Annotated in this window: 9 protein-coding genes; 8 read left to right on the plus strand and 1 reads right to left on the minus strand. The window is 64.8% G+C overall.

All coding sequences use genetic code 11. The annotated features are described in order from the left end of the window. The first annotated feature begins 1 nt into the window (after position 1). The 6 genes from ISP25_RS14625 (at position 2) to ISP25_RS14650 (ending at position 9116) form a co-directional block, all read left to right on the plus strand. Complete coding sequence (locus ISP25_RS14625) at positions 2 to 3022, plus strand: TonB-dependent receptor (RefSeq protein ID WP_404614903.1); 3021 nt, start codon at positions 2 to 4, stop codon at positions 3020 to 3022. Between the two features lie 65 nt (positions 3023 to 3087). Further along, complete coding sequence (locus tag ISP25_RS14630; protein WP_404614905.1) at positions 3088 to 4611, plus strand: tryptophan halogenase family protein; 1524 nt, start codon at positions 3088 to 3090, stop codon at positions 4609 to 4611. A gap of 66 nt (positions 4612 to 4677) precedes the next feature. After that, complete coding sequence (locus ISP25_RS14635) at positions 4678 to 6141, plus strand: glucoamylase family protein (protein WP_404614907.1); 1464 nt, start codon at positions 4678 to 4680, stop codon at positions 6139 to 6141. A 16-nt stretch (positions 6142 to 6157) separates the two neighbouring features. After that, positions 6158 to 7426, plus strand: coding sequence for a sugar ABC transporter substrate-binding protein (locus tag ISP25_RS14640; protein ID WP_404614909.1), 1269 nt, complete (start codon positions 6158 to 6160; stop codon positions 7424 to 7426). Beyond that, positions 7423 to 8298, plus strand: coding sequence for a carbohydrate ABC transporter permease (locus ISP25_RS14645; protein WP_404614911.1), 876 nt, complete (start codon positions 7423 to 7425; stop codon positions 8296 to 8298). Before ISP25_RS14640 ends, ISP25_RS14645 begins: the two co-directional genes overlap by 4 nt. After that, entirely contained in the window at positions 8295 to 9116 is an 822-nt protein-coding gene (locus tag ISP25_RS14650) for a carbohydrate ABC transporter permease (RefSeq protein WP_404614913.1), read from the plus strand. The genes ISP25_RS14645 and ISP25_RS14650 overlap by 4 nt, the downstream gene beginning before the upstream one ends. Positions 9117 to 9757: 641 nt before the next feature. Here ISP25_RS14650 and ISP25_RS14655 read toward each other — a convergent pair. Continuing rightward, a complete protein-coding gene (locus ISP25_RS14655; protein WP_404616320.1) occupies positions 9758 to 10852 on the minus strand; it encodes an ABC transporter ATP-binding protein in 1095 nt (364 codons plus the stop codon). A gap of 146 nt (positions 10853 to 10998) precedes the next feature. On the opposite strand from ISP25_RS14655, the gene ISP25_RS14660 reads away from it, so the two are divergent. After that, the gene (locus ISP25_RS14660) at positions 10999 to 12354 is read left to right on the plus strand and encodes a GH1 family beta-glucosidase (RefSeq protein ID WP_404614915.1); all 1356 of its coding nucleotides are present in this window, start codon (positions 10999 to 11001) and stop codon (positions 12352 to 12354) included. Between the two features lie 37 nt (positions 12355 to 12391). Continuing rightward, on the plus strand, positions 12392 to 13996 hold the full coding sequence (locus ISP25_RS14665) for a GH39 family glycosyl hydrolase (protein ID WP_404614917.1): 1605 nt from the start codon (positions 12392 to 12394) through the stop codon (positions 13994 to 13996). Positions 13997 to 14055 lie beyond the last annotated feature (59 nt).

Raw genomic sequence — 14055 nt, forward strand, 5'->3', positions numbered from 1 at the left:
CATGAGCAGTCGCAGGTCTTTCAAGAAGCGTTTGTTGCCGGCAGCCGTCATCACGGCAATGCTGGCCTCGGCGCCCGGCATCGTGATGGCGCAGACGTCCGACGCCACCTTGCGCGGCAACGCCGCGCCCAATACGAATGTCACGGTCAAGAACGTCGCCACCGGCGCCACGCGCGTCACCCAGTCGGGCAAGGACGGCAGCTTCGCGATCGTCGGGCTGCCGTCGGGCACCTATTCGGTGCAGACCGGTGCCGGCGTGCAGAAGACGGTCCAGTTGAACGTGGCGTCGATCAGCACGGTCGACCTGACCGCTACCGCGAACTCGCCGACCAATGCCAAGACGCTGGGTGGCGTATCGGTGACCGCGGCCACCATGGATTTGCCGGAAGTGACCACGTCGGAGGTCGGCAACATCGTCTCGATGCGCGATATCGCGGCGTTGCCGGAGGCTTCGCGCAACTTCCTGGAGCTCGCCGACATCGTGCCGGGCATGGTGTTCACGCGCAACGCCGACGGCACCACCAGTCTGCGCTCCGGTGCCCAGGCCAGCAGCAACATCAATGTGTACATCGACGGCGTCGGCCAGAAAAACTACGTGCTTTCCGGCGGCATCACCGGCCAGAACGCCAGCCAGGGCAACCCGTTCCCGCAGTTGGCGATCGGTTCGTACAAGGTCATCACCTCCAATTACAAGGCCGAGTACGACCAGATTTCCTCGGCCGCGATCACGGCTGAAACCAAGTCCGGCACCAACGAGTATCACGGCGATGTGTTCGGCAGCTTCACCAACACCCGCATGCGCGCGGAGACGCCAGCCGAGGAAGCCGCCGGCGACAAGACGCAGTCGCACGAGAAGGACTATGGCTTCGACTTCGGCGGCCCGATCGTAAAAGACATGGCGCATTTCTACATTGCCTACGAGGGCAAGGAATTCGACAGCCCCACCACCGTCGTGCCTGGCGTCACCGGTTACAGCAGCTACCTGCCCGCGAGCGTGCAGTCACAACTTGGGCCGGCAAGCCTGCCGTTCCAGGAAGACGACTGGTTCGGCAAGCTGGACTTCGAGCCCACTGATCACGATCGCTTCGAATTGAGCGGCAAGTACCGCGACGAAACCTCGATCAGCAACGTGGGCGGCACGAGTACTACCTCGGCCGGGCTCAATACGATCAATACCGACAAGCGCGTCGACCTGCGCTGGGATCACAGTGCCTACAGCTGGTTCAACCGCTTGCAGTTCACTTACGAGGATGCATTCTTCGCGCCCACGCCGATCCTCCTCGGTGACGGCAATGCGTACACGCTCACCGGTGCGCAGCAGGACAAGACCATCGTGCAGACCGGCAATTCGCCGCTGGCCCAGCAGAACAAGGGCCAAAAAGGTCCGGCGATCCAGGACGACCTGACCTTCAACGACCTGCAGTGGAACGGCGACCACGTCATCAAACTGGGCTTCAAGTACAAGGCCGTGAAGCTCACAGCGCAGGACGCGGGCGATGCCAATGCGCTCTACAACTACGCGGTCACTACCGCCGGTACGGAGGCCATCCCCTATCAGGTGCAGTTCGGTTCGCCCACACCCGGACAGAGTCCGGTGGCCACCAGTTCGGACAAGCAGTTCGGTGCCTACGTGCAGGACGATTGGACGGTGGACGACCACCTGACCTTGAACGTCGGCGTGCGCTGGGACTACGAGAAGACACCGTCCTATCTCGACTACGTGACCCCGGCCAACGTGGTGTCGGCCTTCCAGCAGCAAGATCCGAACGCGCCGGCCGGACAGACCTATGCGCAGACGCTGGCGATGGGCGGCGTGAACGTCAACGATTACATCAGCACCGGCCACAACCGCCACGCGCAGACCAACGAGTGGCAGCCGCGCTTCGGCTTCTCCTACGACATCAACGGCGATCAGCAGCACGTGATCTTCGGCGGCATCGGCCGTTCCTACGACCGTGACCTGTACGAGTCGTTGCAGGTCGAGCAGACCAAGTCGGTGCTGTCGCAGCCCACGCTGTTCTTCAATACGCCGGACGTGCCATGCACGCCCGGAATAAACAGTTGCTACGCGTGGAGCCCGGCTTATCTCAACATCTCGACGTTGCAGGCCCTGGTGGCTGGAACCACGGCCGGCAAGGAAGTCGACATGGTCAACAACAACCTCAAGGCGCCGTATTCCGACCAGTTCAGCATCGGCATGCGCAACCAGATCGGCGACTGGAACACCAGTGCGACGTTCACCGACATCCGCAGCTACGACGGTCTCGTGTACACGTTGGGCAACCGTTACCCGACCGGCGCGTTCTGGGAGAACGGCAGCCAGGCATGGGGCGATGGCATTCCCGGTTTTGGCAGCCTGATCATCGGCAACAACGGCTTGGAAACGCGTGCGGATGAAATCCTGTTGTCGGCGGACAAGCCGTACACGCCGGAATCGCACTGGGGGGCGACGATCGCCTACACCTATTCGCACACCAAGCAGAACAACGACAACGCCGATCCCACCGACCAATACGCATTCGATTACGCCACGATAGGCGACTACCCGTTTACTTCGTCCGGCGTGGCCAAACACCGTCTCGTGGCAACCGGTACGTTCGACGGCCCGTGGGGCTTCGTGCTCGGCGCCAAGCTGACCCTTTCCACGCCGATCCCCGACCTCAACCTCGCGTGCTACGGATTGACGCCCACCAATGTGGACAGTGGATCCATCTCCGGCGGCGGTTGCCAATCGGTGGCGATCGCGCCGCCGGGCAACGGGCGTTTCCTGGTTGGCGGCAAGATCTTCGGGTACCGCGACCTCGACTTCCAGGCCACGAAGAACTTCAAGATCTACGGCAACCTCAACGCCTATGTGCGCTTCGACCTGATCAACGCGTTCAACTTCAACAACTACACCGACTACCTGGAAACCTGGGGGTCGAATGGCGTGTTGAATCGGACACCGGTGGTCTACAACCCCACCGGCGACATCACGGGTTACCCGCGCATGGTCAAGCTCTCCATGGGTGTGAGCTTCTGATGGCTCGGCCGGGGCGCCCTGCGCGCCCCGGCTTTCCGCTGAGCAGGCCCTAGCCGGGATATTCCATGACCGACATGCGCATCAAACGTATCGTCATCGCCGGTGGCGGAACCGCGGGCTGGATGGCGGCGGCGGCGTGCTCCAAGGTGCTGGGTGGCGATTGCGCCATCCGGCTGGTGGAGTCCGAGGAAATCGGTACCGTCGGTGTCGGCGAAGGCACGGTGCCGCACCTCAAGTTGTTCAACGACCTGCTCGGCATAGGTGACGTCGAGTTCATCCGCAATACCCAGGGCACGTTCAAGCTGGGCGTGCAGTTCAACGACTGGGCGCGGAAGGGCGACAGCTACATCCATGGTTTCGGCGAGATCGGCCACGACATCAGCCCGCTGTCGTTCCATCAGTTCTGGATCAAAGCCAGGCAGCTTGGTCTGGCCGAGGACATCGGCGCTTATTCGCTCAACACTGTGGCCGCACCGCGCGGGCGGTTCATGCCTTCCGCCAAGGACGCGCCTGTCAACTCGCCATTGGCGAACGTGGCCTACGCCTATCACTTCGACGCCGGCCTGTACGCACGGTTCCTGCGCCGCTACGCCGAACAGCGTGGCGTGCGGCGCACCGAAGGCAAGATCGCCAGTGTCGAGTTGCGGCCGGACGACGGCTTCGTCTCGGCACTGGTGATGGAAAGCGGCGAACGCATCGAGGGCGAACTGTTCATCGACTGCACCGGTTTCCGCGGGCTGTTGATCGAGCAGACTCTGCATACCGGCTTTCACGATTTTTCGCACTGGCTGCCCTGCGACCGTGCCGTGGCGGTGGGTTGCGAACGTGTGGGGCCACCCACGCCGTATACACGTTCGACCGCGCAAAAGGCGGGCTGGCAATGGCGCATTCCGCTGCAGCACCGCACCGGCAACGGGCATGTGTACTGCAGTGCGCACATGAGCGACGACGAAGCGGCCGCCGTGCTGCTGGAAAACCTGGACGGCACACCGCTGGGCGAGCCACGACTGTTGCGCTTCACTACTGGTGCGCGCAAGCAGACGTGGAACCGCAACGTGGTGGCGCTGGGTCTGGCCGGCGGTTTCCTGGAGCCGCTGGAATCCACCAGCATCTACATGATCCAGTCCGGGATCGCGCGATTGCTCGACATGATGCCGCAGCGCGATTTCAGTCCGGTGCTGATCGATCGTTACAACGCACGTTCCCGTTTCGAGTACGAGCACCTGCGCGACTTCCTGATACTGCATTACCACGCCAACGAGCGCGATGATTCGCCGTTCTGGCAGGCCTGCCGCGAAATGGCGTTGCCGCCCCGGTTGGAGGAAAACATCCGCCTCTTCCGCGACAGCGGGCGCTTCTACCGCGATGGCGACGAGCTGTTCGTGGTTCCGAGCTGGGTGCAGGTGATGGTGGGCCAACGTCTGATGCCGCGTGGCTATCATCCGCTGGTGGATCAGATGTCGGAGAAGGACCTCGCCGGCTTCATGGCCGGCGTGCGCCAGGTGGTGAATTCCTGCGTGGACGCGATGCCCATGCATCAGGCTTTCCTCGACAAGGTTTGCCCGGCGCAGGCGATGGAAAGCGCTTGAGCATTTGCGGTGGCATCGGCATGGCATCCGGAGACCATTGATCTACTTCACTGACACGAGGTCAGCATGTCTTCCCCTTACTGGCGCTGCCTGCATGTTTTCGCAGCTGCCGCTCTCGCGGCGCTTGTCGCGGGCAGCCCCGCGCATGCAGCGCAACCGGTCGTACCTCCGCAAACCGATACCCTGACGTACCAGGAACTGAGGCCCGACCAGCGAGCCTTCATCGACGACCTCGAACACCGTACCTTCGACTGGTTCTGGCAGAGCGCGGATCCGTACACGGGACTGGTGCCGGATTCATGGCCGAACCACACGTTCTCTTCCATCGCCGCCGTCGGCTTCGGTTTGACGGCCTACGGCATCGGCGTGGAGCGCGGCTACATCACGCGCGAGCAGGCGGTACAACGAACCCTGACCACGCTGCGTTTCTTTGCCAATGCACCGCAGAACGGCGGTGAAGACGACACCGCTGGTTACCATGGCTTCTTCTACCACTTCCTCGACATGCAGACGGGCCGCCGCTACGAGCGCGGCGTGGAGCTGTCCAGCGTGGATACGACGCTGCTGATGGGTGGCGTACTGTTCGCGGAGAGCTATTACGACCGCGATACGCCGCGAGAGAAGGAGATCCGCCAGCTCGCCGACCAGCTCTATCGAGCCATCGACTGGCCGTGGATGCAGGTGCGAAAGCCCTTGATCAGCATGGGCTGGACGCCGGGCGGCCAGTTCATTCCTTCCGACTGGGAAGGCTACGACGAGGGCAAGCTGGTCTACATCCTCGCGCTGGGCTCGCCCACGCATCCGGTGGATGCGGACGCGTGGGCCGCGTGGTGCGCGACCTATCCGAAGCAATGGGGCGCGTTCCAGGGCTATACCTTCCTCAACTTCGGCCCGCTGTTCGGCCACCAGTACAGCGAGACGTGGGTGGACTTCCGTGGCATCCGCGACGCATGGGGTCGCGCGCACAACCTCGATTACGCGGAGAACGGCCGATTGGCGACCTACGCGCAGCGCTCCTATGCCATCGCCAATCCCGGTCACTGGACGGGTTACGGCGCCGACGTATGGGGCTTGACCGCCAGCGACGGGCCGGGCGACGTCACCGAGAATTCGCCGCAGGGCGTGCGTCGCTTCAGCAGCTACATGGCGCGCGGCGCGGGGCTGGACGACATCACCGACGACGGCACCATCGCGCCTACCGCGGCGGGCGGCTCCATCGCGTTCGCACCGTCCATCGTGCTGCCTGCGTTGATGACGATGAAGCAGCGCTACGGCCAGTACATCTACAGCCGCTACGGCTTCGTCGACGCCTTCAACCCGAGTTTTCACGGCACATCGGAGGACGGTCATACCTATCCCGGTTTCGGCTGGGCCGACAACCAGCAACTGGGCATCGACCAGGGGCCCATCCTGTTGATGATCGAGAACTGGCGCAGCGGGTTGGTATGGAGCGTGATGAAGAAGAATCCGTACATCCGCCATGGCCTGCAACGCGCCGGCTTCACCGGCGGCTGGCTGGAGCGCCACTGAGGCGGCGCGGATGGGCATGGCATCCGGACGCGGTGCGTGGTTGCGATGGGTCTCCATCACGGTTGCGCTGTGCGTTGCCGGTTGCGACCCGAGGCACGGCGACACGCTGGTGTTCTGGACGTTCGGTCCCGAGGGCGAAGCCGTCGCCAGCCTTCTGCCGGATTTCGAGCGCACGCATCCCGGTATCCATGTGGAAGTACAGCAGCTGCCGTTGAGCGCGGCGCACCAGAAGCTGCTCACCGCGATTGCCGGGGGTACCACGCCTGACATGGCGCAGCTCGGCAACACCTGGCTACCGGAGCTGGTGGAGCTGCATGCGCTCGCGCCGCTGCAGCAGCACGTGGATGCCACGCAGACGGTGGTCGCGCCGGATTACTTCGCCAGCATCTGGGCGACCAACATCAGCGGCGGTCAGCTGTACGGCATCCCGTGGTACGTGGACACGCGCCTGCTGTTCTACCGCATCGACCTGTTGAAGCAGGCGGGCTTCGATGCGCCGCCGCGCGACTGGTCCGAGTGGCGGCGCATGCTGGCCGCGCTCAGCCATCCGGAGCGCAAGGTCTACGGCATCCTGCTGCCTACCAACGAATACGAACAGCTGTTGTCGCTGGCCTTGCAGCAACCCGACCCCCTGCTGCGCGACGACGACAGCCGTGGCAATTTCGAGAGCGCCGGCTTCCGGCGCGCGCTGGCGTTCTACGTGGACACCTTCCGCCTGCAGCAGGCGCCGGCGGTCACCAACGTGGAGGTGGGCAACCCATGGGACGAATTCGGTCGCGGTGTGTATGCGTTCTATTTCTCGGGGCCGTGGAACGTCGCCGAATTCCGCAAGCGACTGCCGGCGAGCGAGCAGGGCGACTGGGCCACGGCATCGTTGCCCGGGCCGGACGGCCCCGGCGCGGGCCTCGCGGGTGGCGCCAGCCTGGTGGTGTTCCGCGCATCGAAGCATCAACACGAAGCGTGGGCGTTGGTCGAATTCCTGTCGCAGCCGAAAGTACAGCAGCGCTTTTACCAGCTCACCGGCGACATGCCGCCACGGCGCAGCAGCTGGAACAGTCCGCTGTTGCAGAATGACGCGGCCATGCACGCCTTTCGCGACCAACTCGAACGCGTGAAGCCCACGCCGGCGGTGCCCGAGTGGGAACGCATCGCGGTGATGATGCAGCAGGTTGCCGCGCGCGCCGTGGCCGGCGAGCTGACCGTGGAGCAGGCCGCAGCAGAGATGGATCGCCGGGCCGACATCATTCTCGCCAAGCGGCGTTCGCTGCTCGAGGCGCGGCAATGAAGGCATCGCGCGTGGCATGGTTGTTCCTCGCGCCCGCACTGCTGGTGCTGGCCGTGTTCTTCCTGCTGCCGGTGCTCGGTGCGCTTGCCCTCAGCTTCACCGACTACGACCTCTACGCGTTGGCCGACCTGCACAACCTGCGCTTCGTGGCGCTGGGCAATTATTGGGTGCTGTTGCACCGGCCGCAGTTCTGGGCTGCGTTGGGGCATACCTTCTACTTTGTGGGGGTGGGCGTCCCGCTGTCGCTGGCCGCCTCGCTGGGTGCGGCCCTGCTGTTGCATTCGCCGCTGGCGCGCTGCAAGGCCTTCTTCCGCACTGCGCTGTTCGCGCCGGTGGTGACCACCGCGGTGGCGACGGCGGTGGTGTGGCGTTACCTGTTCAACACCAAGTACGGCTGGGCCAACCACCTGCTCGGCATGCTCGGCATCCATCCGGTCGACTGGCTGGGCGATCCGCATTGGGCGATGCCCACCATCATCCTGTTCGCGGTGTGGAAGAACTTCGGCTACAACATGATCATCCTGCTCGCCGGCCTGCAGGCGGTCCCCGCCGAGCTGTACGAGGCGGCGTGCATCGACGGTGCCTCGGCCTGGCGGCAATTCCGCCACATCACCTTGCCGATGCTGGGGCCGACCTTGCTGATGGTGGCCATCCTCACCGTGTCGGGCTATTTCCAGTTGTTCGCCGAGCCCTATGTGATGACCGAGGGCGGCCCCTTGGAGAGCACCACCAGCGTGCTGTATCTGATGTACGAGGACGGCTTCCAGTGGTGGAACCTCGGCGTCGCCACGGCGGAGGCCTTCGTGCTGTTCCTGGTGATGTTCGCGGTGACTGCGGCGATGTTGCGGCTGTCGCGCAAGGCGGTGGCATGAACCCGCGGCTGGCGAAGGCGCTTATCAACGGTCTGCTGCTGGGCGGCGCGGCGGTGGCGCTGTTCCCGCTGCTGTGGATGCTCGCGGTGTCGTTCATGGCACCCGGCACCTCCAACGCATTGCCGCCACCGCTGTGGCCCGCGCATCCCGTGCTGGACAATTACCGGCAGCTGTTCGGGCGCGCGGGCATGGGTCGTTACCTGCTCAACAGCCTGCTGATCTCCGGCGCGATCACGCTGCTGTCCCTGGTGTTCAACCTGCTGGCGGGTTATGCCTTCGCCAAGCTGCGCTTCACGGGACGCGAGCAGCTGTTCCGCATGCTGCTCGGCTTGCTGGTGGTGCCGGCACAGGTGGCGATGCTGCCGCTGTTCCTGATGTTCAAGTACGCCGGTCTGGTGGACACCTACATGGGCGTGATGCTGCCGGGCATGGCCTCGGTGCTCGGCATCTTCCTGGTGCGCCAGTACGCGCGCGGCCTGCCCGACGAATTGCTGGAGGCCGCGCGTATCGACGGTGCCGGCGAACTGCACATCTTCGTGCGCATCGTGCTTCCGCTGCTGCGGCCAGTGGTGGCGACGCTGGCGATCCTCACTTTTCTCACCGCGTGGAACGACTTCATGTGGCCGCTGATCGAGCTGACCGGGCAGGGGCATTACACGTTGCCGCTAGGGCTGGCCTCGATGGCGCGCGAGCACACGGAGGGTACCGAACAGATGATGGCTGGGTCGGTGCTCACGGTGGTACCGGTGCTGGCGCTGTTCCTGGCGATGCAGCGGCATTATCTCGATGGCCTGCTGCTGGGCAGCGTGAAGGGATGAGTACGAGTAGGCGCCACGATCTGCGAGCCGTCCCTCCGCAGCCGGTAGGGGCAGAGTTTTTTTGCTTGTTCGTTCGCCAGCGGCAAAGTGGCTTCGTCCACCTTCCGGTGGCCGAGCTACTTTCTCTTTGCGTGCTCAAAGAGAAAGTAGCCAAAGAGAAAGAGCACCCCGATGGCGCGCCCTCCAGGCATCCTGCCTTCCGGATGCGCGGGCGGATTCCGGAGTTTTTCGACGGCACATCCCGTGCCGTCGAAAAACTGGCCCGCATCCCTGCGAGCCATCCTTCGGACTGTCCTCCATCCGCCCGCCGCGCCATAGGGGCCCCGAAAGAGCAGTGCGCTCCCTGCGCGCAGGAGCAACAGCCTGAGCAAAACCGAACGCGACAGACTGGCCGTGTTTCTGCTTCTGGCGCGCACAATGCACGCCTGCTCTTCTTGGGCCCCTCGGCCGCGCCTCACGGACTTGCCGGGCGGGAAGCCCGGCAAGCGCCTCCGCGGGGTGGCCTTCTCTTTGGGTTACTTTTCTCTTGGCCACGCAAGAGAAAAGTAACTCGGGTGCCGGCAGGCACACGAAACCGCTTTGTTGCTTCCGATATCCCGGACAGGGTTCTTTTCCGCAAGCGTGCCCAAGGAAGCTGCGCTTCAGCCGATGCGTGCACCATCGTGCGGATCGAAGAAATGCAGCCGCTGCGTGGTGATGCCGAACCGCACCGTTTCACCCGGCGCGCGGGCGACACCAGGCGGCGTACGCGAGACCAGCGCAATGTCCCCGTAGCACAAGTTGAGGAAGACCTCGTTGCCCACCGGCTCCAGCACCTCCAGCCGTGCCTCCAGTGCGGCGGCGGGATCGTCGTCAGCGAGCGGATGCAGGTCTTCCGGGCGCAGGCCGAGGACTACTTCGCGGTCGCGCCAGTCAGCCAGCGCATCCGCCTGCGGTGGCGTGCCGAGCCGTATCGCGCCACCCGCCGTGGCCAGCACCAGGCCACCGTCCACCTGCAGCGTGCCGCGCAGCAGGTTCATCGCTGGGCTGCCGAGGAAGCCGGCCACGAACAGGTTGGCGGGACGCTCGTAGAGCCCCATTGGCGTGTCGATCTGCTGGATCGCGCCCTGGTCGAACACCACGATGCGCTGCCCCAGCGTCATCGCCTCGACTTGGTCGTGCGTGACGTAGACCGTGGTGGTGCCGAAGCGGCGGTGCAGGCGGGCGATCTCTACGCGCATCGACAGACGCAGCCGCGCGTCCAGGTTGGACAGCGGTTCGTCGAGCAGGAACACCGCGGGCTGGCGCACCATCGCGCGACCCAGCGCCACGCGTTGACGTTGGCCGCCGGACAGCGCGGCAGGGCGCGCGTCCAGCCGTTGTTCCAGCTCCAGCAGGCGCGCCACCTCGTCCACACGCTTGGCGATTTCCGCACGCGGCATGCCGCGCAGGCGCAGGCCGAAGCCGAGGTTCTCGGCCACCGTCATGTGCGGGTAGAGCGCGTAGTTCTGGAACACCATCGCGATGTCGCGATCCTTCGGCGCCACGTCGTTCATCACGCGGCCGCCGATGCGCAGCGTGCCGGCGCTGATGGTTTCCAGTCCCGCGAGCATGCGCAGCAGGGTGGTCTTGCCGCAGCCGGAGGGGCCGACCAGCACCAGCAGCTCGCCGTCGGCGATGTCGAAGCTGGCGCCGGCGACGCCGACGTGCCCGTTGGGATAGACCTTGCGCACGTGGTCGAGACTGACGGTGGCCATCGGCGTTGCGTGCTCTCTGCTGGTTGTCGCGGCGCGACGGTCGGTGTCGCGGAAAAGGGCGTGCATCCCGGGACGGCGTTCGGCTATTCTCGGGATGTAAACGGTTACATCAAGCCGCAGTGCGGCATTCGAGAGTTTCGAAATCCATGACTCGACGCTACCGCTTTCCGGACGGCTTCCTCTGGGGCGCGGCCACTTCCGCCTATCAGATCGAGGGTTCGCCGCTGGCGGACGGCGCCGGTCCCAGCATCTGGCAGCGCTTTGCGCACACGCCCGGGATGATGGCGAACGGCGACCACGGTAACGTGGCCTGCGACCACTACCACCGCTACAAAGACGACGTGCAGCTGATGCGCGCGCTGGGCCTGCAGAGTTACCGCTTCAGCGTGAACTGGGCGCGTGTGTTGCCAGAGGGCACCGGTCGCGTCAATCCGAAGGGGCTGGACTTCTACTCGCGGCTGGTCGACGAGCTGCTGGAAAACGGCATCACGCCCAACGCCACGCTGTTCCATTGGGACCTGCCGGCGGCGCTGGACGACCGTGGCGGCTGGCTCAACCGCGACAGCGCGCACTGGTTTGCGGAATACGCCGCAATCATGTTCAAGGCGCTGGACGACCGCGTGCCGTACTGGAGCACGCTCAACGAACCGTGGGTGGTGGTCGATGGCGGCTATTTGAACGGTACGCTGGCGCCCGGTCACCGCAGCCCGTTCGAGGCGCCGATCGCCGCGCACAACCTGATGCGCGCCAGCGGTGCGGGCATCCAGGCCTATCGTGCGCACGGCAAGCATGCGATCGGCGTGGTGTTCAACATCGAGCCCAAGTATCCCGCTTCCGACAGTGCGGAAGACCTCGCCGCCACGCGTCGCGCCAACGCCTACATGAACCAGCAGTTCGCCGATCCGGCGCTGCTCGGCAGCTATCCCGCCGAGCTGGTGGAAGTCTATGGCGATGCGTGGCCGGATTTCCCGCCGGACGATTTCCGATTGACGAAGCAGCCGGTCGATTTCGTCGGCCTCAACTACTACACGCGCGCCGTGGTGCGGCACGACGCCAACGCATTTCCGCTGCGTGCGGCGCCGGTGCCGCAGCCGCAGCACACACGTACCGAAACCGGTTGGGAGGTCTACGAGCAGGGCCTCGTCGACATGCTCACCGGCTTCCGCGAGCGTTACGGCGACATCCCGCTCTACATCACCGAGAACGGCTCCGCCTTCTACGACCCGCCGACCGTGGAAGGCGAGTTGTTGCAGGACCCGCTGCGCGTGGATTACCTGCGCAAGCACCTCCAGGCCGCGCATCGCGCCATCGAGGCCGGCGTGGATCTGCGCGGCTACTACGCGTGGTCGTTGCTGGACAACCTGGAGTGGTCGCTTGGCTACGCCAAGCGCTTCGGCCTGTACCACGTCGATTTCGCCACGCAGAAGCGCACGCCCAAGGCGACCGCGAAACTCTACGCAGGCGTGATCGCAAGCCATGGCGAAGCGCTGGACGCATCCTGAAAGCCCGAATCATGCGCAGCGGCGCAAGGGAGACGACATGAGGAATACGAAGACGATGCTGCGCCGAACCGCATTGGGCCTGCTGGCCGTGAGCCTGTTCGCGGCGGGCATTGCGCAGGCCGCCGCGCCTGCTGCTGGCGACGACGTCCGGATCGTGGTCGACGCGAAGGCGCAGGGCACGCCCTTTCCGCACTACTGGGAACAGATGTTCGGCTCCGGCCGCGCCTCGCTGGCGCTGCGCGACGCCTATCGCAAGGACCTCACGGCGGTGAAGCAGGCCACGGACTTTGGCTACGTACGCTTCCACGGCATCCTCGACGAGGACGTGGGCCTGTTCCATTTGGGAAGGAACGGCCAGCCGTTCTACAACGCTGCCGACAAGTCGGCCAAGGATGCCCAGCCGGTCTACAACTTCTCCTACGTGGACCAGATCTACGACGGTCTGCTCGAGCGTGGTGTGCGTCCCTTCGTCGAGTTGGGCTTCATGCCGGACGAGATGTCATCCGACCCCAAGGCGATCCAGGATTTCTGGTACCGACCCAACGTCGCTCCGCCGAAGGACTATGCGCTGTGGGACGGCATGATCCGCGCCTTCGCCCAGCACCTGGTCGCGCGCTACGGCATCGACGAAGTGTCCAGGTGGTACTTCGAGGTGTGGAACGAGCCGAACATCGGCTTCTGGGCCGGCAACCCCAAGATGGCGACCTACTACACGCTGTATGACCATACCGCGCGCGCGCTGAAGTCGGTGAGTCCGCGCCTGCGCGTGGGCGGCCCGGCCACGGCCCAGGCGGCCGAGGTCGCCGGCTTCCTCAAGCACGTGCACGACGCCAACGTGCCGGTGGATTTCGTCAGCACCCACGTGTACGGCGACGACACGGCGGACAACGTGTTCCACACCAGCGAGAACATTCCGCGCAAGGACATGGTGTGCCGGGCGGTGGACAAGGTGCACAAGGAGGTGCTGGCTTCGCCGTACCCCAGACTGCCGTTCATCATGAGCGAGTTCAACGCTTCCTACGCCAACCTGCCCAATGTCACCGACTCGGTGTACATGGGCCCGTGGCTGGCCAACACCATCCGCGCCTGCGCAGGCAAGGTGAGCGCGATGAGCTACTGGTCGTTCTCCGACGTGTTCGAGGAGGGCGGCGTGGTGCGCACGCCGTTTTACGGCGGCTTCGGCCTGATCGCCGAGGACAATATCCGCAAGCCCTCCTACAACGCGTTCGCGATGCTGCACAAGCTGGGCGACGTGCAGCTGCAGTCGTCCTCCGACTCCGCGCTGGTTACCCGTCGTGCCGACGGCACGCTGGTGCTGGCCTTGTGGAACTATGCGCCGCCGGTGGGCGACACCGCCGACTACACCGTCGGCAAGCCGAAAGGCGACACCAGGCACTTCGAGGTCGACGTGTCCTCGCTGCCGGCGACCGCCGCCGCCACTGTGTGGCGTCTGGACGAAACGCACGGCAACGTCATCGCCACGTTCGACCGGATGGGTCGCCCGGCCTTCCCGTCGCGCGAGCAGATCAGGCAACTGCGTGAGGCCGGCGAGATGGCCGCGCCCGAGCAGGTTGCGCTGCATGGCGGCAAGCTCGCCTTCGACATTCCGCCGCAGGGCCTGGTGGTGGTCGAGGTGCATTGAGGTCGTGCGTTGACATCACGTTTGATTGAGCGCTGCCAGTGAGTCCCTCTCCTCTCGGG

This window comes from Rhodanobacter hydrolyticus, assembly GCF_044904645.1.

Bases quoted from the DNA above. Each gene is read 5' to 3' on its own strand.
- ISP25_RS14625 (WP_404614903.1), top strand. From the start codon at position 2: ATGAGCAGTCGCAGGTCTTTCAAGAAGCGTTTGTTGCCGGCAGCCGTC.
- ISP25_RS14630 (WP_404614905.1), top strand. From the start codon at position 3,088: ATGACCGACATGCGCATCAAACGTATCGTCATCGCCGGTGGCGGAACC.
- ISP25_RS14635 (WP_404614907.1), top strand. From the start codon at position 4,678: ATGTCTTCCCCTTACTGGCGCTGCCTGCATGTTTTCGCAGCTGCCGCT.
- ISP25_RS14640 (WP_404614909.1), top strand. From the start codon at position 6,158: ATGGCATCCGGACGCGGTGCGTGGTTGCGATGGGTCTCCATCACGGTT.
- ISP25_RS14645 (WP_404614911.1), top strand. From the start codon at position 7,423: ATGAAGGCATCGCGCGTGGCATGGTTGTTCCTCGCGCCCGCACTGCTG.
- ISP25_RS14650 (WP_404614913.1), top strand. From the start codon at position 8,295: ATGAACCCGCGGCTGGCGAAGGCGCTTATCAACGGTCTGCTGCTGGGC.
- ISP25_RS14655 (WP_404616320.1), bottom strand. From the start codon at position 10,852: ATGGCCACCGTCAGTCTCGACCACGTGCGCAAGGTCTATCCCAACGGG.
- ISP25_RS14660 (WP_404614915.1), top strand. From the start codon at position 10,999: ATGACTCGACGCTACCGCTTTCCGGACGGCTTCCTCTGGGGCGCGGCC.
- ISP25_RS14665 (WP_404614917.1), top strand. From the start codon at position 12,392: ATGAGGAATACGAAGACGATGCTGCGCCGAACCGCATTGGGCCTGCTG.